General features: G+C 56.3%; 20 protein-coding genes. 3 read left to right on the forward strand and 17 right to left on the reverse strand.

Features of this window, described 5'->3' with window-relative positions; translation table 11 throughout:
- The first annotated feature begins 181 nt into the window (after window positions 1–181).
- Window positions 182–1,504: a PAS domain-containing methyl-accepting chemotaxis protein gene (locus K5Y30_RS24915; RefSeq protein ID WP_222211159.1), complete on the forward strand. Its 1,323-nt coding sequence runs from the start codon at window positions 182–184 to the stop codon at window positions 1,502–1,504.
- Between the two features lie 74 nt (window positions 1,505–1,578).
- Here the strand turns inward: K5Y30_RS24915 and mrdA are convergent, their stop codons facing one another.
- From mrdA to K5Y30_RS09495, 11 genes are all read right to left on the reverse strand, one after another.
- Window positions 1,579–3,453: a penicillin-binding protein 2 gene (gene mrdA, locus K5Y30_RS09445; RefSeq protein ID WP_222211160.1), complete on the reverse strand. Its 1,875-nt coding sequence runs from the start codon at window positions 3,451–3,453 to the stop codon at window positions 1,579–1,581.
- A 187-nt stretch (window positions 3,454–3,640) separates the two neighbouring features.
- The gene (deoD, locus tag K5Y30_RS09450; protein WP_008103284.1) at window positions 3,641–4,354 is read right to left on the reverse strand and encodes a purine-nucleoside phosphorylase; all 714 of its coding nucleotides are present in this window, start codon (window positions 4,352–4,354) and stop codon (window positions 3,641–3,643) included.
- A 33-nt stretch (window positions 4,355–4,387) separates the two neighbouring features.
- Window positions 4,388–5,611, reverse strand: a complete 1,224-nt coding sequence (gene deoB, locus K5Y30_RS09455) for a phosphopentomutase (RefSeq protein ID WP_222211161.1) — start codon at window positions 5,609–5,611, stop codon at window positions 4,388–4,390.
- Window positions 5,612–5,705: 94 nt separating this feature from the next.
- Window positions 5,706–7,028 carry a thymidine phosphorylase gene (gene deoA / locus K5Y30_RS09460; protein WP_222211162.1) on the reverse strand — a complete coding sequence of 441 codons (1,323 nt, stop codon included), beginning with the start codon at window positions 7,026–7,028 and terminating at the stop codon, window positions 5,706–5,708.
- 62 nt (window positions 7,029–7,090) lie between these two features.
- Window positions 7,091–7,870, reverse strand: a complete 780-nt coding sequence (gene deoC / locus K5Y30_RS09465; protein ID WP_192412100.1) for a deoxyribose-phosphate aldolase — start codon at window positions 7,868–7,870, stop codon at window positions 7,091–7,093.
- Between the two features lie 291 nt (window positions 7,871–8,161).
- Window positions 8,162–8,941 carry a TatD family hydrolase gene (locus K5Y30_RS09470; protein ID WP_222185462.1) on the reverse strand — a complete coding sequence of 260 codons (780 nt, stop codon included), beginning with the start codon at window positions 8,939–8,941 and terminating at the stop codon, window positions 8,162–8,164.
- Window positions 8,938–9,990, reverse strand: coding sequence for a patatin family protein (locus K5Y30_RS09475; protein WP_110867276.1), 1,053 nt, complete (start codon window positions 9,988–9,990; stop codon window positions 8,938–8,940). Before K5Y30_RS09475 ends, K5Y30_RS09470 begins: the two co-directional genes overlap by 4 nt.
- A gap of 179 nt (window positions 9,991–10,169) precedes the next feature.
- Window positions 10,170–10,331: a DUF1328 domain-containing protein gene (locus K5Y30_RS09480; protein ID WP_007893192.1), complete on the reverse strand. Its 162-nt coding sequence runs from the start codon at window positions 10,329–10,331 to the stop codon at window positions 10,170–10,172.
- 93 nt (window positions 10,332–10,424) lie between these two features.
- Window positions 10,425–11,039, reverse strand: coding sequence for a molecular chaperone OsmY (gene osmY / locus K5Y30_RS09485; RefSeq protein WP_101761824.1), 615 nt, complete (start codon window positions 11,037–11,039; stop codon window positions 10,425–10,427).
- 261 nt (window positions 11,040–11,300) lie between these two features.
- On the reverse strand, window positions 11,301–12,890 hold the full coding sequence (prfC, locus tag K5Y30_RS09490; RefSeq protein ID WP_101761823.1) for a peptide chain release factor 3: 1,590 nt from the start codon (window positions 12,888–12,890) through the stop codon (window positions 11,301–11,303).
- A gap of 258 nt (window positions 12,891–13,148) precedes the next feature.
- Entirely contained in the window at window positions 13,149–14,252 is a 1,104-nt protein-coding gene (locus K5Y30_RS09495) for an amidohydrolase (protein ID WP_222211163.1), read from the reverse strand.
- A gap of 238 nt (window positions 14,253–14,490) precedes the next feature.
- On the opposite strand from K5Y30_RS09495, the gene ftnA reads away from it, so the two are divergent.
- On the forward strand, window positions 14,491–14,997 hold the full coding sequence (gene ftnA, locus K5Y30_RS09500; RefSeq protein ID WP_101761821.1) for a non-heme ferritin: 507 nt from the start codon (window positions 14,491–14,493) through the stop codon (window positions 14,995–14,997).
- Between the two features lie 60 nt (window positions 14,998–15,057).
- On the opposite strand, the gene K5Y30_RS09505 is transcribed toward ftnA, so the two are convergent.
- The 5 genes from K5Y30_RS09505 to K5Y30_RS09525 form a co-directional block, all read right to left on the reverse strand.
- Window positions 15,058–17,901, reverse strand: coding sequence for a bifunctional diguanylate cyclase/phosphodiesterase (locus tag K5Y30_RS09505; RefSeq protein ID WP_222211164.1), 2,844 nt, complete (start codon window positions 17,899–17,901; stop codon window positions 15,058–15,060).
- 200 nt (window positions 17,902–18,101) lie between these two features.
- Window positions 18,102–19,838, reverse strand: a complete 1,737-nt coding sequence (locus K5Y30_RS09510) for an iron ABC transporter permease (RefSeq protein WP_222211165.1) — start codon at window positions 19,836–19,838, stop codon at window positions 18,102–18,104.
- 2 nt (window positions 19,839–19,840) lie between these two features.
- On the reverse strand, window positions 19,841–20,806 hold the full coding sequence (locus K5Y30_RS09515; protein ID WP_255606638.1) for an ABC transporter substrate-binding protein: 966 nt from the start codon (window positions 20,804–20,806) through the stop codon (window positions 19,841–19,843).
- A gap of 49 nt (window positions 20,807–20,855) precedes the next feature.
- Window positions 20,856–21,923, reverse strand: a complete 1,068-nt coding sequence (locus K5Y30_RS09520) for an ABC transporter ATP-binding protein (protein ID WP_222211169.1) — start codon at window positions 21,921–21,923, stop codon at window positions 20,856–20,858.
- Between the two features lie 566 nt (window positions 21,924–22,489).
- On the reverse strand, window positions 22,490–24,190 hold the full coding sequence (locus K5Y30_RS09525; protein WP_222211171.1) for a lysophospholipid acyltransferase family protein: 1,701 nt from the start codon (window positions 24,188–24,190) through the stop codon (window positions 22,490–22,492).
- A gap of 276 nt (window positions 24,191–24,466) precedes the next feature.
- Here K5Y30_RS09525 and K5Y30_RS09530 point away from each other — a divergent pair, with 276 nt between their 5' ends.
- On the forward strand, window positions 24,467–25,087 hold the full coding sequence (locus tag K5Y30_RS09530; RefSeq protein WP_222185455.1) for a response regulator transcription factor: 621 nt from the start codon (window positions 24,467–24,469) through the stop codon (window positions 25,085–25,087).
- A 35-nt stretch (window positions 25,088–25,122) separates the two neighbouring features.
- Here K5Y30_RS09530 and K5Y30_RS09535 read toward each other — a convergent pair whose 3' ends face one another.
- On the reverse strand, window positions 25,123–25,827 hold the full coding sequence (locus tag K5Y30_RS09535; RefSeq protein ID WP_222211173.1) for a proteasome-type protease: 705 nt from the start codon (window positions 25,825–25,827) through the stop codon (window positions 25,123–25,125).
- Window positions 25,828–25,835 lie beyond the last annotated feature (8 nt).

Consider the following 25,835-nt stretch of genomic DNA (forward strand, 5'->3'; position numbering starts at 1 on the left):
AAACCCTACTCGCGCAGCACCGTCAAACGCTTTTAGGCAAAAATCGGCTGACTGATGCCTTTTAAAGCAACCTCCAGACCAACAGGTAAAAAATTATTCGCCTATCGCTGTTATAGGTGAATTTTTAATCGCTTGTGCCGATAACCGTGCTGACATCCTATACCAATAATAAGGTTCTCCCATGTTCAGCACTATTACATCAGGAATACTGTCACGCCTTGCGTGGCAAAAACGCGGTCACAGCAGGGCAACGCTTAGTTCATTACAAGATGCCATCGCCATGGTCGAATTCACCCCAGAAGGAAAGATCCTTACCGCCAACGAGCTGTTTCTCGAGCGCATGGGTTACACGCTCAAAGAGATTGTTGGTCAGCATCACAGCATGTTCTGCACCGCCGATATGCTCAACTCACCGCAATACCGTGACTTCTGGCGACGCCTGAATCGCGGCGAAGGCTTCAGCGATAAATTCCTGCGTGTGGCAAAACACAGCCGTCCCATCTGGCTAGAGGCGAATTACGTGCCGGTGCAGGATCGCAGCGGTCGCGTGATTAAAATCGTCAAGCTGGCGAGCGATATCACCGCGCGCATCATGGACGCACAAGAGCAGCGCGCCATGACCACCGCAATTGAGCGTTCGATGGCGGTGATTGCCTTCAATCTCAAGGGCGAAGTGTTGATGACCAACGACAACTTCCTGAAAACCATGGGATACAGCGCGTCTGAGGTGATTGGCGTGCATCACAGCCAGTTCTGCCCGCCAGAGATGCGCAACAGCGACGAATATCGCCGCTTCTGGCACAAACTGAATCAGGGCGAATTTATCTCTGGCCAGTTCCAGCGCGTGAATAAACGCGGCCAAACGGTGTGGCTGCGCGCCACTTACAACCCGGTGTTTAACGAAACCGGCGAGTTGTACAAAGTGGTGAAGTTCGCCACCGATGTCACCGCGCAGGTGGAGAAGAACCAGCAAGAGCGCGAAGCGGCGCAGCAGGCGTATCAAACAGCGCTGCAAACCAGCGAAAGCACGCGTCTCGGCGCGACAGTGATCGAGAACAGCGTGCAGACCATGAATGATTTGGCGGGCGAGCTGCACGGCATTTCCGGTGATATCAACGATTTGAGCGAATCGTCGGATCGCATTGGCGCCATTGTCGAGAGCATTCGCCGGATTGCCGATCAAACCAACCTGCTGGCGCTGAACGCCGCGGTGGAAGCGGCGCGTGCCGGTCAGCATGGTCGCAGCTTTGCCGTGGTAGCCAATGAAGTGCGCACGCTGGCGGCCAACATTAACCGCGCCACCACCGAAATTGAGAACATGGTGCAGAAGAACCATACGCTGGCGGAGAAAGCGCTGAAAGGCATCGCCTCCAACCTGAAACGCGCCGATCAGGGCGTGGGGTTGGCGAAAGAGGCTGGCGGCATGATGGCGGATATTCGTGACAGTTCCAGCGAAGTGGTGCGCGCGATTGGGCATGTTACCGCGACATTGCGAGAGGAGTGATGCGTTGCAGGTCGCAATGCACCGCGACCCCACAAACCAGGCGGCATGACAACAACCTGCCAAGGCCGCATAGTTTACTGCGCCGCCGTCGCCACCGGCGGCGGTGAGGCTTCCGGCATAAAGATGTGGTCGAGAATATTGCGCATCAGCGGTGCCGCCGTGACGCCTTCGTTGCCGCCGTTTTCCAGAATCAACGCCACCGCCACTTTGGGATCGTTAAACGGCGCAAACGCGGTGTAGAAGATGTGGTCACGCAGGCGCATCGGCGTCATTTTGGCGTTATACACCTGATTCTGCTTCAGGCTGAACACCTGCGAGGTGCCCGATTTCGCCGCAATGCCGTAAGGCGCGGTGTGGAAGTATTTGTAGCCGGTGCCGTTCGGCGCATTCGCCATGCCAAACATGGCGTGGCGCACCAGCGACCAATACGGCGATTTGGCATCACCAATCTGCGGCTGCGGTAATTTTGCCTGATACGGCTGCACCACCGTGCCGCGCTGCGATTTCTCCAGCAGATGCGGATTAATCACGCGGCCATTATTCAACAGCGCCACCAGCGCTTTCACCATCTGAATCGGCGTCGCCACCCAGTAACCTTGCCCAATGCCAACCGAAACGGTATCGCCCTGATACCACATCTTTTTGTGCACTTTTTGCTTCCATTCACGGCTTGGCAATAATCCGGCGTACTCTTCGTTGAGATCGATGCCGGTCGATTTGCCATAGCCAAACTGGCTCAGCATGGTGTGGATACGATCGATACCCATCATAAACGCCACCTGATAGAAGAAGCTATCCGCCGACTCTTCGATCGCTTTCGTCACGTCCAGCATGCCGTGACCGGTTTTTTTCCAGTCGCGATATTTACGATCGGTACCCGGCAGCGTCCAGGTGGGCGCGCCAAATAGGGTAAAGCTCGGCGTGATGACTTTGGTCAGCAGCGCCGACATCGCCATATAAGGCTTCACCGTGGAAGCCGGCGGATACAAGCCTTGCGTGACGCGGTTGATCAGCGGCAGGTCTTTATCCTGCAGCAGGGCTTTATAGGCTTTGTAGCTGATGCCTTTGACGAACGGATTGGGATCGTAGCTCGGCGCGGAAACCATCGCCAGCACGCTGCCGTCGTGCGGATCTTCAATCAGCGCCGCCGCGCGTTGCCCGGCTAACTGGCTCTCGACGTACTGTTGCAGATGCAGATCGAGCGTCAGCGTGATGTTCTGACCGGCCACCGGCGGCACCTCTTTCAGCACGCGCACGATGCGGCCGTGGTTATCCACTTCCACTTCCTGATAGCCGGTTTTGCCGTGCAGCAGCGATTCGTAATAGCCTTCAATGCCCTGCTTACCGATGTTGTGGTCCGCCGCGTAATTCTCGCCAACGCCTTGCGCATTCAGGCGTTTGTAGTCGTTATCGTTGATTTTCGAGACATAGCCAAGCACGTGCGCCAGGTCGGCACCGTAAGGATATTCACGGTCCTGATAGGTATCGACGGTGACGCCGCTAAAGCGGAATTGATTGACGGCGAAGCGCGCGACTTCTTCGTCAGTCAGTTCCGCTTTCAGTTCAACCGGCTTGTAGCGGCTGTTCTGTTTGAGCTCGTGCTCGAAGGTTTCAATCTCTTCCGGCGTGAGATCGACAATCGGCGTCAGCTCTTTCAGCGTTTCCTGCATGTTGTCGATTTTGTACGGCGTGATGTGAATGTCGTACCAACTGACGTTGCGCACCAGCGGAATGCCGTTGCGATCGAAGATCAATCCACGCGTGGGCGCGATGGGGATCATTTTGATGTCGTTTTCGTTGGAACGCGTCTGGTAATAGCTGTGCTGATCGACCTGCAAGCGATACAGGTTGATGCCTAAAATGGTAAAGCAGATGACAACCAGGGCAAAAGCGACAATCGCACGGCGGGCAAACAGCTTTTCTTCTGCTTCGAAATTACGGAAATTCATCAGGTGGGCTTAGTCTCTTTGTTATCACGCTAATGATAAGCAGAGATTGTTTCAGAGCCAGCACGAAGATGCACAAGCCTGGGTAAAAGTGTGTCAGATGTTTACGGGGGGAAGCCAGGTCGCCATGAATGGCGCCCCTACGACGAATGTAGGGTCGGCATTTATGCCGACCTGGTTAACGCAGTGATTAATCGCCCAGCAGCACTGACTCCAGCGCGATCTTAATCATATCGTTGAAGGTGGTCTGGCGCTCAGCCGCCGTGGTCTGCTCGTGGGTGCGGATGTGGTCCGACACGGTACAGATGGTCAGCGCTTTCGCACCAAACTCTGCTGCCACGCCGTAAATACCCGCCGCTTCCATCTCCACACCCAGAATGCCGTACTTCTCCATCACGTCGAACATCTGCGGATCTGGCGTATAGAACAGATCGGCGGAGAAGATGTTACCCACACGCGCATCAACGCCCAGCGCTTTCGCGGCATCAACGGCGTTACGCACCATGTCGAAGTCAGCAATCGCCGCGAAGTCGTGATCCTTGAAGCGCATGCGGTTCACTTTGGAATCGGTGCAGGCACCCATACCAATCACCACGTCGCGCAGTTTCACGTCTGCGCGCACTGCGCCGCAAGAACCGACACGGATAATCTTCTTCACGCCGAAATCGGTGATCAGCTCTTTGGTGTAGATCGAGCAGGATGGAATGCCCATGCCGTGACCCATCACCGAAATCTTGCGGCCTTTATAAGTCCCGGTGTAACCCAGCATGCCGCGCACGTTGTTCACTTCCACCACATCTTCGAGGAAGGTTTCCGCAATGTGCTTTGCGCGCAGCGGATCGCCTGGCATCAGCACGACGTCCGCGAAATCACCCATTTCTGCATTAATATGAGGCGTTGCCATGGTTATTTTCCTTATTAAATTTGGGGCGCTGTTTTACAGCATGCTCTTGCCGTAGTCCATGCTGGACAGGCCAAAATATTTTGCGATGGTCTGGCCGATATCCGCGAAGGTATCGCGGTATCCCAGCGATCCTGGCTTCACATTCGGGCCGTAGATAAGAATCGGAATGTGCTCACGCGTGTGCTCGGTGCCTTTCCAGCTTGGATCGCAGCCGTGATCGGCGGTGAGGATCAGAATGTCGCCCTCTTTCACCAACTCCATCAGCTCTGGCAAACGACGATCGAACAACTCCAGTCCGCCCGCATAACCGGCGATATCGCGACGATGTCCCCACGTTGAGTCAAAATCAACGAAGTTAGTGAACACAATCGAAGTATCTGGCGCTTTCTTCATCTGTTCGATGGTGGCGTTGAACAGCGCGTCTAAGCCGGTGGCTTTGACCTTCTGCGTGATGCCCTGCTCGGCATAGATATCGGCGATTTTACCCACCGAAATCACTTCACCGCCCTTCTCGTCAACCAGCTTTTTCAGCATGGTCGGCGCTGGCGGTTCCACGGCCAGATCGTGACGGTTGCCGGTACGCTCGAAGTTACCCGCTTTGTCGCCAACGAACGGACGCGCAATCACGCGGCCGATGTTGTAGCCGCCATTGGTCAGCTCTTCACGGGCGATTTCGCACAATTCGTACAGGCGATCGAGGCCAAAGGTCTCTTCGTGGCAGGCAATCTGGAACACCGAATCCGCCGAGGTGTAGAAAATCGGCTTGCCGGTTTTCATGTGCTCTTCGCCGAGCTGGTCGAGGATCACCGTGCCCGATGAGTGACAATTTCCGAGATATCCCGGCAGATCGGCACGTTTCACCAGAATATCCAGCAGCTCCTGCGGGAAGCTGTTCTCTTTGTCGCTGAAATAGCCCCAATCAAACAGCACCGGCACGCCGGCGATTTCCCAGTGGCCCGACGGCGTATCTTTACCGGACGACAATTCGCTGGCGTAAGCATACGCACCGATGATTTCCGCGTTGGGATCGAGGCCTGGCGGGAAACGACCGGTAGAGAGCTCAGCCGCTTTGCCGAGGCCCAGTTTGGTCAGGTTAGGTAAGTGCAGCGGGCCTTCGCGACCTTCATTGGCGCGGCCTTCGAAACAGGCTTCGGCGATATGGCCGAGCGTGTCCGATCCTTCATCACCGAATTTATCGGCGTCTTTGCTGGAGCCGATCCCGAAGGAGTCGAGAACCATAATAAAAGCACGTTTCATGCAAGTCTCCTGCGCAATGCGCGATGACAAGTCAAAAAAAAGCGATCAGATCAGTATACCCGAACGGCCGCTGCCTGGCACGAAGAAGCGCCAGTTATTCGCTAATGCGACGATAAACTACCGGCGTAATCGCTGGCGCAGTATCGCTCAGCGTGATGGCTGCTTTAACGGCGGCGGCGGCCTGCTGCCACTGCGCTTCCGACGCGGCGTGGATAATCGCCAGCGGACGCTGTGCGTCAATCTGCGTGCCGAGCGTGATCATGTCGCTCAGGCCCACGCTGTAATCAATGCTGTCGCTGGCGCGCTGGCGGCCACCGCCGAGCGCAACTACCGCCATGCCGAGCGCTCGCGTATCCATCGCGCTGACGATACCCGCGCCATCGGCGAATACCGCTTTGCTCAGGGTTGGCGCTGGCAGATAGCTGTCCATGCGCTCGATGAAATCCACCGGACCCTTTTGCGCCGCCACCATGCGGGCAAACACTTCGGCGGCTTTGCCATTATCCAGCACCTGCTGCAGCTTTTGGCGCGCATCGGCGTCATTTTCGGCCAGTTTGCCGGAGATCAGCATTTCCGTGCACAGCGCCATCGTCACTTCCAGCAGACGCGGATTGCGCGCCTCGCCGGTCAGGAACTGCACCGCTTCACGCACTTCCAGCGCATTACCGGCGGTGGAAGCCAGCACCTGATTCATGTCGGTGAGCAGCGCGGTGGTTTTACAACCTGCGCCATTGGCGACGCCGACAATCGCCTGCGCCAGATTTTCTGAGGCTTCGAAGGTCGGCATAAAGGCGCCGGAACCCACTTTCACGTCCATCACCAGCGCATCTAATCCTTCTGCCAGCTTTTTGGCGAGGATCGATGCGGTGATCAGCGGAATGGAGTCCACGGTGGCAGTGATGTCGCGTGTAGCGTAGAAACGTTTGTCGGCCGGTGCCAGCGAGTTGGTCTGGCCAATAATCGCGATGCCGACGTCTTTAATAATCTCGCGGAAACGATCGTCGCTCGGGAAGATATCGAAGCCCGGAATCGCTTCCAGTTTATCCAGCGTGCCGCCGGTGTGGCCGAGGCCGCGCCCGGAGATCATCGGCACATAACCGCCGCACGCCGCTACCATCGGGCCGAGCATCAGCGAAGTAACATCGCCGACGCCGCCGGTGGAGTGTTTATCAACAATCGGGCCGTTGAGATTCAGCGATTTCCAGTTCAGCACCGTGCCGGAGTCGCGCATCGCCATGGTCAGCGCCACGCGCTCGTTGAGCGTCATATCATGGAAATAGATGGTCATCGCCAGCGCGGCAATTTGACCTTCAGAAACGCTGTTGTCGCGCACGCCGTTGATAAAGAAGCGGATCTCCGCTTCACTCAGCGCCTGGCCGTCGCGTTTTTTACGAATAATTTCTTGTGGCAGGAACACGGTTGCCTCCCCGGAATAGAGAGGTCGCCATAAATGGCGACCCTACGAACATCGATATGAACTTAGTAACCCGCTTTGCTGGTCGCGGTTTCGTGGCCCAGCGTATTCAGCAGGCTTGCCAGCAGGCTGGAGGCACCGAAGCGGAAATGACGCGCATCCGCCCAGCCTTCACCCAGAATGTCGTCCGCCAGCTGCAGATAAAGCGCCGCGTCTTCTGCAGTGCGCACGCCGCCCGCCGGTTTGAAACCAACCTGCTGCTTCACGCCTTTGTCGCGGATCACTTGCATCATGATCGCCGCCACTTCTGGCGTCGCGTTGACCGGCACTTTACCGGTGGAGGTTTTGATGAAATCGGCACCCGCATCGATAGCGATTTCCGAAGCGGCACGAATCAGCGCTTCGTCTTTCAGCTCGCCGCTTTCGATAATCACTTTCAGCAGCACGTTCGCCGCCGCGCAGGCTTCTTTACAGGCTTTTACTAGCTCGAAACCGATATCGCGGTTGCCGGCAATCAGCGCACGATACGGGAACACCACATCCACTTCGTCAGCGCCGTAGGCGATGGCCGCGCGGGTTTCGGCCAGCGCGATCTCAACGTCATCGTTGCCGTGCGGGAAATTGGTGACGGTGGCGATGCGGATTTCCGGCGTGCCCTGCTCGCGCAGCGCTTTACGTGCTGCCGGGATGAAACGCGGATAGATGCAGATGGCAGCGGTGTTACCGGCTGGGGATTTCGCCTGACGGCACAGCGCGATCACCTTCTCGTCGGTGTCGTCTTCGTTCAGGGTGGTTAAATCCATCAGTTGCAATGCGCGCTGTGCTGCTGCTTTCAGGTCGGTCATGATGCTCTCCAAAATTCAGATCGGCGGGCACAACCCACCGGGGAATGTGATAATTCTAACAACTACCGTGACGATGAATTGCGCTTCACGTCACACTAAAAAGAAAACCTGTCATTTAAATACAATTATTTAGTGACATTCATCACAAATAACCGCGAATCGAGCGGGAATGCGCCGTGATGGTCATTGTTATTATTATCACAAAAATGGGCGTAAAAGTGTACTCTCAGCTTTATTAATGTAGCCAATCAGGCGTAAGGCAGCGTAAATGCAGAATCTGTCGGGGGAGAATCAGGCGGGCAAAGCGAACAACTGCTGGCTGTTATGCCACAGCGCGTCGGCGATCGCTTCGGGGGATTCGCTGCGCAGCTGACACAGCACGTCAAACACGTTGCGCGCCCGCTCCGGACGATTAGGCTGGCCCTGAAAACCGTGCAGCGGCATATCGGGCGCGTCGGTTTCCAGTAATAACGCCTTGAGCGGCAGGTTGGCGATGGTGTTGCGGGTTTTACTGGCGCGTTCATAGGTGATGGTACCGCCAACGCCAATTGCATAACCAAGCTGGATAAAGCGCTCCGCCTGCTGCTGGCTGCCAGCAAAACCGTGTACCACGCCACGGCGCGGCAGATCGTGACGACGTAAATGCAGCGCCAGCTGATCGTGGGTGCGGCGCGAGTGCAGGATCACCGGCAGATCGTACTGCTTCGCCAGCTGGAGCTGCTTATTGAGCAGGCGCGTCTGTTTGGCAAATTGCGCATCCTCCATATAGAGATCGAGACCGATCTCGCCGATCGCCACACGCTTGCTATTCGGCTTTTTCAGCCAGCGCTCTAACTCATCAAGATGCGCATCTTCCTGATGCTCAGCAATATTGATTGGATGCAGACCCAGCGCGGCATATAGCGCCGGATGCTGCTGCGCCAGTTGCGTCACAAGCGCGAAACGGCTGGCATCCACGCTCGGTACAATGATGCGTTCCACGCCGGCTTGCGCAGCGCGTGCAATGCTGGCGTGCGCATCATCAACGAACGGCGGGAAATCGAAGTGGCAATGCGTGTCGATAAACTTCATGCCAGCGAGCCTTTATCAAAATCGGCATCGTTTTCCGCCAGCGCGGGCGTAATCAGCGGGCGATTGTCAGGCGCATTCGCCACCGCTGCCGGCGGCGTAACCGTGGTTGAACGCACCAGCGGCTCAGCATCGCTTAGCCATTGACCAAGCGTGGCGAGGAAATAGCGCCCGCTGCGGCGGCCTAAATGGTAATCCTGATTCAGCGATGACAAGCGGCTGCCAAGCGCCATGCTCGCCAGCGGTTTCGGCGGACAGATTTCGATGATGCGCAGATTATCCGGCGGCTGCTCGATGAACTGCTGAATTTCGCGATAGCTCTCTTCATGCTGATGCAGGATGTTGATCATCGGCTGCAATGCGCTGTCGGACAAAAAGCGTTCCATGCGTTTAAACCACTTCGGCGTGTAGGACACCTGCGACGGCACGGTGCGAATCACCACAATGGTATCCGCGCCACGGCGCGCGGCTTCACGCACCGGAATGGCATCGCTGATGCCGCCGTCGAGATAGCTGACGCCATCCATCTGCACGCCGCTGCGGTAAAAACCGGGGATCGCGCTGGACGCTTTTAGGATGTCGTGCCAGTTGGTGCTGATCGGGTTGAAGTACTCGGCGCGGTAATCATCGCTGCGGCAGGCGCACATATAGAATTCGCTGCCTTTGGCAAACAGCCCTTCGGCGGTGTTGAGCGCCAGCGGGAATTCCTGTTTGGTGATATCGATCAGCCAATCGAGATCGATAAGATGCCCGCCGCGCACGAATCGTAGCGGATCAAAAAACAGTTTGCTGGTGGTGTAACGGGAGATCACGCGTCGCGCGTAGCCAGGCTGGCCACAGACAAATGCCGAGAGGTTTTGCGCCCCGGCCGAGGTGCCGAGTAACAGTTGAAAAGGATTGAAGCCTGCGCGTTGAAATTCGTCCAGCACGCCTGCGGTAAAGATGCCGCGCTGACCGCCGCCTTCGCACACCAAGGCGATTTTATTTGATTTGAAAGGAGTTAAAGCCAGCGGTTCGAATGAACCTAATGTCAACGGAATACGTGTGCCCAATGGATGTCCCTCAGTGTTGCTTGCTCTGAGGGAGTCGCCGAAGCAGCATCCCGGAGAACCAGTCATTGTCGTTCCCTGACCAATTGCTTCTGCAATCGTTGCGGCTTCGTAGTATGCCGCACAAGACCGGTCTCCGCTTTAGGTGACTCGCGGGTTAGCGTCTATTGAGACGCAAGTAGTCAGGGTCGTTTGCGCCCGGTAAACAGGCTCACGAGGAACAGAATAATACCGACAATGAAGACAATTTTAGCTGCCCATGCTGCCGTACCCGCCAGACCGCCGAAACCTAATGCCGCAGCAATCAGAGCGATGACCAGAAAGATAATACCCCAACGAAACATAAGCCTCTCCTTTACCATTGTGAAAATCGAACTGCTTATTTACACCTTTGTTTTTATTACGAAACGGCACCTGCTGGTGCCGAGTCGCTCGCGTTAAGATTTCACCTTCAGGTCATTCTTCACGCTTTTCACGCCTTCAATGGCTTTGGCGATCTTCTCAGCACGATCGGACTGTGCCTGATTCGCCACTTCCCCTGATAACTGCACCACGCCGTCGGTGGTTTCCACCTTAACGTTGCGTGATGGCACGATATCATCTGCTAAAAGCTTAGCTTTAATTTCGCTGGTGGTTGCGGTATCGCCCGCATAACCTTTCAGAGAAGCATTTTTGCTGTCTTTAACGTGTAGTTTGTCGCTGACGGATTTCACACCTTCGACTTTCTGCACCAGCGCGACGGCTTTTTCAGCCTGATCCTGAGAAGCTACGAAGCCACTCAGTGTCACCACGCCATCGTGCGTTTTGACGGAGATATCCGTGCTTTTAATTGCGTCATCATCCACCAGCGCCGCTTTGGCTTTAGCCGTGATGCCGCTGTCATCCATATAGCCATCGACTTTTTTCATAGAGCTATCGATCTTCGCACCCGCGCTGTCGGAGGTTTGCTGTGCTTTCTGCGACAGTGATTCATCTGCAAACGCCGCACCGCTCAGCAGAGCAGAACCGGCCAGGGCAGCAATCAGGGTTTTAGCAATCTTAGTCTTATTCATCGATATCATCCTTCTATCAGTTAACTCATCCGTTATCGCGGATGCGCCAGCAACGAACGGCGTTGCTGAGTTACTGGACGTAATGAAACCCGAAAGGTCTCTTTTCTCGTCCGACAGGATAATAGTAGTAGGGATTACAGCTTTTGCTGGCTCTTGTGGTTGATATATCGCCAAAAAGAGAAAAAAACAGCGGAATTAGGAGGAGTCTGTAACAAACAAAACAGGGCCAGTGAAAATCACAGGCCCTGCTGGTAACGGCGATTAGTGCTCGCGCGTTTTGCGGAATCTCACGTCAGGATAGCGTTCCTGAGTGATGTTGAGGTTCACCATGGTTGGCGCGATATACGTGAGGTTATCACCGCCATCGAGCGCCAGGTTCACTTCATTTTTACGCTGGAAATCGTCGAATTTCTTCGCATCATCACACTCAACCCAGCGAGCGGTTGAGACGTTGATGGCTTCGTAGATCGCTTCAACGTTGTATTCGCTTTTCAGGCGTGCCACCACCACTTCGAACTGCAGCACACCGACCGCGCCCACAATCAGATCGTTATTGTGCACCGGACGGAACACCTGCACCGCGCCCTCTTCCGACAGCTGAACCAGCCCTTTCAGCAGCTGTTTCTGCTTCAGCGGATCGCGCAGACGGATACGGCGGAACAGCTCTGGCGCGAAGTTCGGAATGCCGGTGAACTTCATGTTTTCACCCTGCGTAAAGGTGTCGCCAATCTGAATGGTGCCGTGGTTGTGCAGACCAATGATGTCGCCCGGATAGGCTTCTTCTACGTGCGAACGGTCGCCGGCCATAAAGGTCAGTGCATCGGAAATCACCACATCTTTACCGGTACGCACCTGACGCAGCTTCATGCCTTTTTCGTACTTGCCGGATACCACACGCATAAAGGCGACGCGGTCGCGGTGCTTAGGGTCCATGTTTGCCTGGATCTTAAACACGAAGCCGCTGAATTTCTCTTCCTTTGCTTCCACCAAACGCGCGTCGGTGTTGCGCGGCATTGGACGCGGCGCCCAGCTAACCAGGCCATCCAGCATATGATCAACGCCGAAGTTACCCAGCGCGGTGCCGAAGAACACCGGCGTGATTTCGCCACTCAGGAACAGCTCCTGATCGAACTCGTGCGAAGCGCCCTGTACCAACTCCAGCTCATCGCGCAGCTGCTGTGCCAGATCTTCGCCTACTGCTGCATCCAGTTCTGGATTCGCCAGCCCCTTAACAATGCGCACTTCCTGAATGGTGTGGCCTTTACCGGTTTGATACAGGTAAGTTTCGTCGTTGTAGAGGTGATAAACCCCTTTGAACAACTTGCCGCAGCCAATCGGCCAGGTAATAGGTGCGCAGGCGATCTTCAGCTCACTCTCCACTTCATCCAGCAGCTCCATGGGATCGCGGATGTCACGGTCGAGTTTGTTCATAAAGGTGATGATTGGCGTATCGCGCAGGCGCGTCACTTCCATCAGCTTACGGGTGCGATCCTCAACACCTTTCGCGGCATCGATCACCATCAAACAGCAGTCAACCGCCGTCAGCGTACGGTAAGTATCTTCAGAGAAGTCTTCGTGTCCTGGCGTATCCAGCAGGTTCACGAGGCTGTCGCGATACGGGAACTGCATCACCGAGGTGGTGATGGAGATACCACGTTGTTTCTCCATCTCCATCCAGTCCGATTTCGCGTGCTGGTTGGAGCCGCGACCTTTGACGGTACCGGCGGTTTGAATCGCCTGTCCGAACAGCAGCACTTTTTCGGTGATTGTGGTTTTACCGGCGTCCGGATGCGAGATGATCGCAAAGGTACGGCGGCGCGCCACTTCTTCTAAAAAGGAGGCATTAGACATTGAGTGAATTCTTCTTCAAGGGCAACACGCGGACAGCGCGCTGCGAATAAATCGTTTCGGGGTCATTCCACGGGAAAACGCTGCCAATGGCGACGCAGTGGCGTCGGTTCACAGCAAGAGGTGTGCGATCTACATTGGCGGCAGTCCTGAATCCCGTCAGCATTGAGGCGGCATAGCATACAATATTTCGCCGAGTGGGGAAATCGTCGCATGGTAGTGCCCTTGTAGGGTCGCCATTCATGACGACCGATTCACATTTCAGCCCAACACCCGCACCACCGCCGCCTTAAAGATCTTCACCCCAATCTCCAGCGAACTCAGCTCAAAGCGCATCTCAGGATGATGCAAACCCGGCACCAGATTGGTTCCCAATCCCCAGAAACCGGCTTTCACCTGCGGATTTTTTACCGGGTAATAGAAGAAATCTTCGCTGCCCGGCGTGGTTTTGGTATCCAGCAAACCCTGTTCGCCCAGCACATCGACAATCGCCGCGCGAATCACCGCCGTGGCTTCCTCATGAATCTCTGCTGCTGGCATCTCTTTCAGCACCACCACGTCCGCCGTGGCACCCAGCGCCGCCACGCTGTGCTGAATCGCCAGCGTCACTTTCTCTTTCAGCACCGCCATTGGCGCGTTTTCCTGCGAACGCAGATCCCACACCACGCGCGCCTCATCCGGCACCGAGTTGGTCACGCCCGCATCGCACAGAAAGCGTGTAGCTTTCACGCTCCAGGTTAAACCCGGCGGCAGATGGATGGCGTTGACGGCCTGCACCGCTTGCACCGCGGCATCCAGCGCGTTGACGCCCAAATGCGGACGCGCCGCATGCGCCGGTGCACCTTTGATGGTGGCTTCCAGCGTGCTGCAGGCGGAGTAGATCACCGCTGGCGTCGCTTGCCCCACCTGACACTCTTCCAGCGGACGCACATGGAAGCCGAGAATCATCTCCACATCCTCCAGCGCGCCGCCCTCAATCATCGCCAGCGCACCCGCACCGAGCTCTTCAGCCGGCTGGAATAGTAGCTTGAGCCGCCCTTTCTTGATCGCGCCCTCTTTCATCAGCTCTTGCGCTGCCGTCAGCACCACCGACGAATGACCATCGTGGCCGCAGGTGTGGCGCGCACAGGCTACGCCATCAATGATATGACCGAGCGCATCCATATCCGCACGCAGCGCCAGCACCGGACCGGGCACGCCGCTGTCGATTTCCGCCACCATGCCGGTGGTGTTATTGATGCCGCGCGTCACTTTAATTCCGGCGCTTTCCAGCTGATCGGCAATATAAGCAGAGGTTTTGAATTCCTGAAAACCCAGCTCGGGAATTTCATGCAGAAAATGGTAATGCTCTAAGACGTTCGACACCGCTAAGCTCCTGACAAGTAAAGGCAAGCCTCAGCATCGCCCGATGCGCAGCTATAATCAATCAAGCGTGAATGAAAATTAGTCAAATATGAGAACTCTTCGCATTCAACATGTGGAATAATTCCATTTACAATCAATAAGATAAATTCAACCTTTTTGCGAAAAACCCTTCACAAAAAAGTATAGATTGATGCATAATTCGCCGTACTTCACCTGACAAATTAAAAAGGACTCAGCCATGTTAACTGCTGAAATGACCTCACGTTTAAACGACCAACTGAACCTCGAATTCTTCTCTGCCAACCTCTATCTGCAGATGAGCGCCTGGTGCAGCGATAAAGGCTATGAAGGTGCCGCTTCATTCCTGAAAATGCATTCTCGCGAAGAGATGCAGCACATGCAGAAGCTGTTCGACTACGTCAGCGATGCCGGCGCTTTGCCGGTGCTGGGCAGCATTGCGGCTCCGGCGATTAGCTGGACTTCACTGAATGACGTGCTGGAAGAAGCGCTGAAGCATGAGCAGTTGATCACAAAAAAAATCAACGAGCTGGTGCACACCGCATTAACTACGCAGGATTACTCCACCTTCAACTTCCTGCAGTGGTACGTTGCCGAGCAGCATGAAGAAGAGAAGCTGTTCAAAACCGTGCTGGATAAACTGGCGATGGTCGGCAACAAAGGCGAAGGCCTGTTCCTGGTGGACAAAGATCTCGGCCACATGTCCGTCGACGGCCACGGCGCATAATAATAAAGATTACACACAGCAAAATAGAGAACGCCCGACATGTCGGGCGTTTTTTTATGCCTATTCCAACTCTTTCAACCGCAACTCCGATGGCTGCGGACGGCCAAAGAAATAACCCTGAAACAGCGTACAACCCTCTTCACGCAGTTTGGCGTACTGCTCGCCGCTCTCCACGCCTTCGGCGGTGATCTGAATATCGAGGCTGCGGCTCATGCCGGTAATGGCGCGGATAATCGCCAGCGCCTCGCGGCTGTCGCCCATATCGTTGATGAACGACTTGTCGATTTTGATTTTGTCGAACGGGAACGAGCGCAGATAGCTAAGCGATGAATAACCGGTGCCGAAATCATCCAGCGCAATCTGCACGCCGAGAGCTTTCAGGCTTTGCAGCGTGCGGATGTTGCCGAGCGTGTCGTCCAGCAGCACCGACTCCGTGATCTCCACTTCCAGCCGATGCGGGGCAAGCCCGGATTCACGCAGCGCACCTTCCACCACCGACACCAGCGAGCTGTTCTTAAACTGCAGCGGCGACAGGTTCACCGACACCGATTGTTCGGTGTTCCAGCTCTGCGCTTCGCGGCAGGCTTCATACAGCGCATAAGCGCCGAGCATATGAATCAAGCCGGTCTCTTCAGCGATCGGGATAAAATCGTTCGGCATGATCAGCCCTTTAATCGGGTGATGCCAACGCATCAGCGCTTCATAGCCGATGATGCCCTTCTCGTTGGTGATCGGCTGGTAATAAAGCTTAAGCTGACGACCAGAAATCGCATCACGCAGATCGTTTTCAATCACGCGACGGCTGCGCGCCTGATTGTCCATCTCAATGGTGAAGTGTTCGAAGCGATTGCGGCCATTACGTTTGGCTTCGTACAGCGCCATATCGGCGCAGCGCAGCATATGTTCCGGCGTGTTAGTGGCTTGCGAGGTAAGCGCAATGCCGACGCTCAAGCCCACCGACAGATTATGCCCTTCAACGTTAATCGGCGGACGGATCGCCTCGATCAGCCGCTGCGCCACCACCGCCGCTTCATCGGCAGCACGCACATTGGGTAACACGATGGCAAACTCATCGCCGCCAATGCGCGCCAGCGTATCGTGATCGCGCAGCGCGCTGCGCAGGCGTTTCGCTACCACGCGCAGCAGGTCATCACCAATCTGGTGGCCGAGCGCATCGTTGACGTTTTTGAAGTTATCGAGATCGAGACACAGCGTGGCGCTGACCTGGTGGTTCTGACTATCGACGCGCAGCGCTTCACTCAGCTTCTGGCGGAACAGCACGCGGTTGGGCAGGCTGGTGAGATTGTCGTGATGCGCCATATGACGAATACGCGCATCGGCTTCGCGCTGATCGGTCACGTCCTCGACAATCAGCATCACGTAGTTCTGACGCATATCTTTGCCGCTGATGGTGGTGGCGCGCGTATGCAGAATGCGCTCGCCACCCGCTGTCAGCAGCAGCTGTTCGCGCGAGTGAATGCCTTCGCTGCGCAGCGCCACATCCGCCAGGCTGTTGAAGTAATCACCCAGCTCCGCCGACATACATTCGTGCGGGCGCTTGTGCATGATCAGCGCTTTGTTGATGCCAAACAGCTGCTCAGCTTTGTCATTCACCATCAGGATTTCACGGCTGATGGCATCTTCAACGATCACGCACGAGGGAATATTGCTGATGATGGTGTCGAGAAAACCCGACAGCTCCGACATTTTCGCGCTCTGCGACTGCGCCAGATCCCGTGCGCGCAGCAGTTGCTGCTCGTTCTCACGCCGTTCGGTGATATCGCGGGTAATTTTGGCGAAGCCGATCAGTTTGCCGTTTTCATCATAAATCGCTTCGATAACAACGTGGGCCCAAAATGCCGAGCCATCTTTGCGGTAGCGCCAGCCTTCATCTTCAAAACGCCCGGTTTTCAACGCAATGCCGAGGTTAGCTTCGGGCGCATTGGCATGACGTTCCGCTGAACTGTAAAACACCGAGAAGTGCTGACCGACAATCTCGTCAGCCAGATAACCTTTAGCGCGCTGTGCACCGTTGTTCCAGTTCACCACGCGGCCCTGCACATCCAGCATATAGATGGCGTAATCGCGCACGCCTTCTACCAGCAGACGGAAGTTCTTCTCCTGCTCGTATTGTTTACGCAGCAGCGCCTGTTGTTCGGTGCAGTCGCGGGTGATTTTGGCGTAGCCAATCAGCTTGCCGGCATCATCACGGATTGCGTCAATGATGACATGTGCCCAAAACGCGCTGCCATCTTTGCGGTACCGGTAGCCTTCGTCTTCGAAACGACCGGTTTTGAAGGCGGTGGTGAGGTTTTTTTCCGGGATATGGTTTTTACGATCCTGGGCGCTGTAGAAGCGTGAGAAATGCTGTCCAACGATCTCTTCAGCAACGTAGCCTTTCGCGCGCTGTGCGCCTACGTTCCAGTTTTCCACGTTGCCGTCCAAATCGAGCATGTAGATGGCGTAATCACTAACGCCTTCCACCAGCATGCGGAAGCGCTGTTCCTGCTCGCGCTGTTTGCGCTGTTGTTCCTGCTGCTCGGTGCAGTCGCGGGTGATTTTGGCAAAGCCCAGCAGCTCACCAAACTCATCGCGGATAGCGTCAATCACCACATGCGCCCAGAACGCGCTGCCATCTTTCCGGTAACGCCAGCCTTCGGTTTCAAAGCGCCCGGTTGCTGTCGCGGTCGCCAGTCCGCGCTGTGGCGCGCCGTTTTTACGATCGTCTTCGCTGTAGAACAGCGCAAAATTCTTCCCTACGATTTCATCGGGCGTGTAACCTTTGGCGCGCTGCGCGCCGCTATTCCAGTTCGCCACCGTGCCATCGGGTTTGAGCATGTAAATGGCGTAATCCACCACGCTCTGTACCAAAAGTCGGTACATGACGTCAGAGTTATTATTCATTGTTATTCGCCTATTGCTGGGCTGGTATCGTCGAAACTTAAGAAAATTCTTAATTATCAAGCAGACTTAAGCGCAAATACGCAGCGCTGACAAGCGCTATTCATCCGCAGACAAATGTTGGTAGGTATGTTATCGGCAGTGGCGAGAAAATGTTCAGTAGGATACTTCACAAATCATCATACGTTGACGGCAGGCTGGCGTTACGCTTGCCACGGTAAAATGCCGTGCGGCAGGCGTCGCGTCAGGCGTGTGGCAACCGCCATTAATAAGCAAACCACCACAATCATCAGGCAGCCGACCGCCGCCGCCAGCGACGCGGATCCGCCTTCATCAAGGAATACGATGGTCGGTCCGATGGTTTGCGTTTGCGAGGTGACCAGCAGCACCGAAACCTGGATTTCATTCAGCGCGGTGAGAAACACCAGCACGCTGCCCGCCAGCGCCGACGGTGCCGCCAGTGGCAATAAGATGTCGCGCATGCGGCGCAGAAAACCGGCGCCGCACAAACGTGCCGCTTCATCTAATGCCGGTTCCAACTGGGCGAATCCGGCCAGCGTTGGGCGCAGCACCAGCGCGAGGAAGTTCGCCAGATAGGCGGCAAGGATGATCCACACCGTGCCATACAGCGAGACATTAACGATCGGCAGCGGACGCAGGAAAAACAGCATCGCCGCCACGCCGGTGACAATGCCCGGCAGCGCGTAGGTCAGTTCACTCGCCAGCCACAAACCGCGCACTAATTTGGTTCGCCGCCAGCTGAGGAAATAGGCGAGAAACAGCGCGCAAACCGTCAAAATCAGCGCCGCCAGCGTGGTCAATCCGAGGCTGGTGAGAAATGCCTGCCGCACCGCCGGATAACCCCACAACGCGGCGCGGAAGTTCTCCAGCGTCAGCTTTTGCCAGCTGAGCGCCTGGCCAAAACCGCTGGTGAGCGCGGTGATCAACAGCGCGCTGAGCGGCAACAGCAAGGTCAGCGCCATCCACAGCCAGGCGACGCCCTCAACCGCCATACGCCCGCGCCCCAGCGATTGCTGCCACAGGCGCGGTGCACCGTTGACGCGCACATCATGGCGTCCGCCCAACCAGGCGCTGGCCGCCATGCCCGCCAGCGTAATTACCGCAATCAATAACGCATACACCGCGGTGTTTGGCAGCGCGCTCGGACCAATGCCATTCAACTGCTGATACACCAGCGTGATCAGCGTTGGCACGCGCGCCGGAATCCCCAGCATCGCCTGAATACCGAAGTTGCCCGCCGCCGCAACGAAGGTCAGCGCGGCACCGGCAAAAATCGCCGGGCGCGCCAGCGGCAGCACAATGGTGAACAGGATGCGCGCGCGTGACGCACCGCTGGCCTGCGCCGCTTCCACCAAATCGGCGGGCAAACGACGCAAACCGGCGCGCACGGTGAGGAACACCAACGGCGCATTGTGCGTGCCGAGCAGCAGCACAATGCCGGTCAAGGAGTAGAGCGGCTGCTCGCCGGGCGCAAACCACGGCAACTCCAGCGTGGCGAACAGCAGCGCCAGCGGACTGCTCGGAGCCAGCGCCTGCAGCCAGGCCAGCGCCGTCACCTGCGGCGGAATCATCAGCGGCAGGATAAACGCAAACACCCACGCGGTTTTGGCGCGCAGATCGCTAAGCGCCACCAGCCACGCAGCGGCGGTGCCGAGCACCACGGAAATCAAAGTAGAACTGAGCGCGATGAGCAACGTATTGCCGCTGGCGATCAACACGCGATCGCTCGCCAGCAGGCGCGTTAAGCGTGCTATATCCGGCACGCCGCTGGGCGCAATGGCGGCCCACACCAGCCGCATCAGCGGCGCCACCGACAGCAAACCAATCAGCAACACCAGCAGCGCCAGAATCAGCCGTTCGCTGTTAACGCGCGGCGCTTTGCGCGTCACATTGCGCCATTCGTTGCTCAACACGCTCATGCTTAGCCACCAAACAGCGCGGTGAACCGATCGCGCACTGCCGCATCTTCTTTGATCGCTTTCGCCACGTCCGGCGACAGCAGCTTGATTTTATTGATCGGCGTGAAACCTTCCGGTGCTGAGACGCGATCATCCACCGGACGGTTGCCCTGCTCGACCACCAGCTTCTGGCCTGGCTCGGAAAGCATAAAGTTAACGAAGGCTTTGGCGGCCGGCAGGTTGTGCGCGGTTTTCATGATGGCAACCGGTTCGGTGACATATGACACCCCCTCTTTGGGATAGACCAGATCCACCGGTGAACCCTTTTTCTTCGCCAGAATCACGTCGGCGTCGGTGATGATGCCGTACTTATCCAGCCCGCTGGCGACCGCCTTCAGCGCCGGGCCGTTGCCGCCCTGCGGCGCGATGCCAATGGCCGCCAGCTTCTTGTAGAAGCTCCAGCCAATCGACGGCGTGTTGATATCGGTGTGCAGCTTGTAGAGCGCCGCGCCGGAGTAAAGCGGGCTTGGCATCGCAATCTGCCCTTTGTTGGCTTCCACCGCCAGCGCGTTCCAGCTATCAATCGGCTGCGCATGCTGGGTGTTGTAGGCAATCACCGTGGCGATGATTTTGGTGCCGAAGAAGGTTTTGTCTTTGTCGTAGAACGACGGATTGATGTGGCTGAGCGGCGCATCGCTGTAGCTGTAGAGATGGTTTTCGTTTTTCAGCGCGCCGAGGTTGATGGCGTCGGCAATCAGCAGCACATCCGGCTTGGCTTCGCCGCTCATCATTTCGGTGCGCAGCACGTTCATTAACTGCGTGGTGCCGTTGCGCGTCCACTCGACCTGCACATTGGGATAGGCGGCTTTAAACGCATCCATGGTTTGCTGGGCAATTTCGGGTGCCTGCGAGGTATAAACCACCAATTTCCCTGCTGGCGCCTCGTCGGCAAAGCTGGCGGCAGAGATCACGAATCCACTGGCTAACATCAACACGCTGAACGACGTACGCATAGTATTTCCCTAAAGGTTGAAGAGGTTAAGAAGGAAGAATCCAGCCGTCGCGCAGCGCCACCCCCACGGTGGCGTCGACAACGGGTAAAGGTTGATCGGCCAGCAGCAGCGTGATGCTGCATTCGGGCGCGGCCAGCGGCGTCACGTTGAGCTGATGGTGGCCGCCACGATAGATCACCCGCTGCACGCGCGCGGCAAACTGCGGTTCGCCTGGCGCGGCTAAGTGGAAATCCACCGCGTGAAAACTGGCTTGCGCCTGCGGTTGCGGACGCTGATGCGGTGCGCAACGTAACGGCACGCGCAGGCCGCACAGCGTGGCAAAGGCGCGGCCCTCGCCGAGCGGTTCGATATCGCGGATTGGCAGCACTTTGCCGTCGTCAATAAAGCGCGCGACCATGGCGTTCGCCGGTTCGCGCCACAGCGTTTGCGGCGTGGCGAACTGCATCACACGGCCGGCGTCCATCACCACGATGCGATCGGCCAGCGCCATCGCTTCATGCTGATCGTGGGTGATGTAGAGCAAGGTGGCGTGACTGTGATGATGGAAGCGGCGGAACTCCTCTTCCATGGTGGCGCGCAGGTGGACATCGAGGTTGGCGAGCGGCTCATCGAGCAGAACTAAGGTCGGTTGCGCCACTAAACAGCGCGCCAGCGCCACGCGCTGACGCTGACCGCCGGAGAGATCGGCGGGACGACGGGCGGCGAACGCTTCCAATCCCACCAGCTCCAGCGCCTGCTCCGTGCGGCGCTCGCGCTCGGCACGCGCGACGCCGTTCACTTTCAGGCTGTAGGAAACATTTTCCGCCACCGTCATATGCGGCCACAGTGCGTAGCTCTGGAACACCACGCCAAGCTGACGATCTTCCGGCGGCAGATGCACGCCCGGCGCAGCGAAGCAGCGTTCGCCCACGTGGATCTCTCCGGCATCGGCGGTTTCAAAACCGGCCAGCAGGCGCAGCAATGTAGTTTTGCCGCAGCCCGACGGGCCCAATACGGCGATGAATTCTCCCTGCGCAATCTGCAGCGAGATGTCTTGCAATACCGGCTGCGCCGCAAAGGATTTGCGCAGCCCGCGCAGTGTGATTGATGCCATGTTTCTGGCCTTTCGCTAACCGTCCGGCTAAGACCCTACGACACTGTGATGACGATTCCATGACATTGAAGCGGGTCGCCCTAAATGGCGTAATGCTTGTCTGATAAGCAGCGCGCTGACATCGCAGGGGTCTCGCCCGCTAAGCATCCAACAGTTTCAGAATGCCTGGCTTGGTTTTTCGAGAGTCTGCATTTCTGCGCATCTGGTTGCCATGAATGGCAACCCCAGGAGATTCATAGCGATTTTGAGTTAAGGATACGCACCACTGCTGCAGCGCGGGTGTTGGGGCGACATCCTAACCCGCTGAACGAATGAGGGATTCCAGGGCGAGCCGCAGGGATGCGGCGAGAGGTGGCGCTGAGCAGGAGCGAATCGCCACCGGTCCGTCAGGAATCGTGAATGAGTGAAGGCACCGCGAAGCGGCGGGTTGGGCTGGCGCAGGGCCCGGGAGTGCAGAGGGCGCGGCCAGGCGTCCTCTGCTCGGTCGCCGCACCGAAGTGCTGCAACTGCCCAGGTTCAAGGCGAACGAAAGCCGCTCCGTGCTTAACTGAGCGGCATGACGCGATTCACAGATGCATGCCGATATAACGCTCATAACGCGCGGGCTTCACCCGCGTCAGATCCACCAACACCAAACCATCGATACAATTGTTGAAATCGGGATCGCTGCCGAAATCGATAAACTGCACGCCGCCCGGCTCGCACACCTCGGAGTATTGCTTGTAGAGCGTGGGAATGGCGGTGCCGAGATTCGCCAGCAGATGTTTCAACCGGCGTAAATCTTCGCTGTAGTTATCGCCGGTGAACTGCGCCAGCACTTCCGGTAGCGAGGCCGGATAAGGGCGGCGTGAGGTCGCCAGCGGCAGTTCGGTAGGGAAATACATGCGATAAAACGCTACCAGCAGATCGCGCGCCGCCAGCGGCATGCCGCCCGAGATCGAGACCGGACCAAACAAGTAGCGGGTTTCGGGATACTTAGCGATGTAGGCACCAATACCCATCCACAGATAATCGAGGCCGCGCTTGCCCCAATAGGCGGGCTGAATAAAACTGCGACCCAGCTCCAGACCCTGATTGATGATTGGCAACATGCGCTCGTCGTAGTGGAACAGGCTGTCGCTGTAGATGCCTTCCAGCCCACGACGCTCCAATTGCTCGGCGCCCGGAATAAAGCGATAGGCACCGACGATCTCCAGCGCATCGTCATCCCACAGAATCAGGTGATAGTAATCGTCATCGTATTTGTCGAGGTCGCGACGCCGCCCGCAGCCCTCGCCCACCGCGCGGAACGCCACTTCACGCAAGCGCCCGAGTTCGCGCAGCAGCGGCACCCAGCTGGCACCGTTGCGTCGCCACAGGTAGATCTGCTTGCCATCCGGCAGCGTGCCGAGTCGCTCGCTCTCCATCAGCGCTTTCTTCAGTTCGGCACGATCTTCCGGGCGCGCAATCGCCGCTTCGGTCTGGAACAGGCCGCGTCGTCCCTGACCAATGCGATACAGATGTTTGCGCAGCCGCTTCGCCAGCTCTTTGCCCGGCGTGTGGCCATCATGCCAGTTGGCAAACGGGATCTGCTCGCCGATGTGCAGCTTGATGCGCGAACCGCGCTGGCGAAACATTTCACGCACCAGCATCAGTAACGCCAGCGGCGAGGCAATTTTGGCGGCGGCGTAGAACGCCAGGCTGTTGCGCCCCACCACATGCACCGGCACGATTGGCGCACGAGCGCGGGCGGCGAGGCGTAAGAAGCTGTGATGCCAGTGACGATCGCGCACGCCACGGCTGGAAAGACGCGACACTTCGCCCGCCGGGAAGATGATCAGCACGCCCTGATTATCGAGATGCTGCTGCATGTGCGTCAGCTGTTCGCGGCTGGTGCGGTTGCCCATGTTATCCACCGGCAACATCATGTTGTTGATCGTCTCCAGCATCATCAACATGCGGTTGGCGACAATTTTCACATCGCGTCGCACCTGCGAAACCGCCGCCAGCAGCGCTAAGCCATCCAGCGCCCCGAGCGGATGGTTGGCAACAATCACCACCGGCCCACGTGTGGGAATCTGCTCCAAATCGCGCTCGCTCAGTTCACAACGCACGTCGAGATGATCCAGCACCTGCTCCACCATATCCACACCTTTGAGGTGACGATAGCGGGCGGCAAAGGCCTGGAATTCATGTTCGCGAACCGCCCATTTCAGGGCGCTTTTCTGCCAGTTCGCCGGTTGATGACTTGGCCAGTAAGTATCGAGAAGCTGATCAACTGAAAACATCATTCACCTTTTATACGCAGCGGTTTATCGCCTCGACGTTAAAACGGCTTGTTTTCAGATTTATGACTGCTGTACAGCCAGAGCGTAAAAAGCAGCTGCCTGCTTTGTTCTAACGCATAAAAAACAACAACTCACCTTAAAATCCTAAATTCGAGACATGGCTTAAAGCTAATTCTTAAGCAGCGTGAATTAATCTGGTCACACCAGTATTTCGTGTTTAATCATTGGTGTTTTAACTTTGCATTTATTTTTTATTTTCTCCTTTGGACTACACATATGATTCACTCAGTATTTATTGTTGATGATCACCCGTTGATCTGTACGGGTATCCAGGCGCTATTGCAGTCATATCATTACTCCATTGTCGGAATAGCCGAAAAAGGCGATCTCCTGATTACTCAGCTTCATCAGTCACGTCCAGATGTCCTTCTACTCGATCTCACCATGCCCGGCCGTGCGGGAATTCCACTGATTGCAGATATTAAGCGCGCTATGCCAGAGCAAAAAATCATTGTCTTTTCCGCTTCAGAAAGCCTTTTTTATCAAAGGTGTTGTTTACAGTTGGGGGTGGAAGGGTACGTTTATAAACGCGGAGAGCTAGAGACGCTTCTTAGCGCAATAAAAGAAGTTGAGCGCGGCAACCGGTTTTATCCGATCACGCATACGGTCGCGGACATGAATGAGTTCATTGAGAGTGAAAAATTGATGAGCCTCACACGCCGGGAATTGATGGTATTAGTTAAGCTGGCATCAGGAATGAGTAATAAAGAGATTGCCTCCCAATTGCAGCTAAGCAGTAAAACTGTGAGTACTTATAAAATAAAAATTTTGCACAAGCTTGGATTGAAAGGGATTAGCGGGATTAATATGACGGCAAAATTGAATGAGTTAGTGTGAAAGACCAGGTCGCCATTCATGGCGACCCTACACAGTTATAGCTTTAACGGCGGCAGCTGTGAGAAGACGCTGAGCAGACCTTTGCTCCACAACTGCCGAATTTGTGAAAAATAGGGATGCTGTTCGGTGATGTGATATTGCTCGCTGTCGCTGAAACTGTCGGTGCGATACACCATCACATCCAGCGGTAATCCCACCGAAATATTACTCGCCAGCGTGGAATCCATTGAAATCAGCGCGCACTGCATCGCCTGACTGAGCGATGTTTCGTAGCGCAGCACGCGGTCGATAATCGGTTTACCGTACTTGCTCTCACCAATCTGGAAATAAGGCGTATCAACGCTGGCTTCGATGAAGTTGCCTTGCGGATAGATCTGGAACAGACGCGGCTCCTCGCCACGAATCTGCCCGCCCAGCAGCAGCGTGCCGCCAAACTCCTCGCCATCGCGCTTGATCACCTCGCGCAGCGTTTCGCCCACCATCAGCGCAATGTCATACAACGATCGTCCATTCAGCAAATTCGGTTGATCGTTATCGCCGTTGTTGCGTCGCAGCAGGCTCAGCACGCTCTGCGTGGTGGCCAGATTGCCGGCGCTTTGCAGCACCAGCGTGCGTTCATCATCGACCTGAAACACATGCAATTTACGGAACGAGGAAATATGATCGACGCCCGCATTGGTCCGCGAATCGGATACAAAAATCATCCCTGAAGATAAACGCATTGCCACACAATAAGTCATAGTTACGC

The organism is Pantoea sp. DY-5 (genome assembly GCF_019795955.1).
Classification (GTDB): domain Bacteria; phylum Pseudomonadota; class Gammaproteobacteria; order Enterobacterales; family Enterobacteriaceae; genus Pantoea; species Pantoea leporis.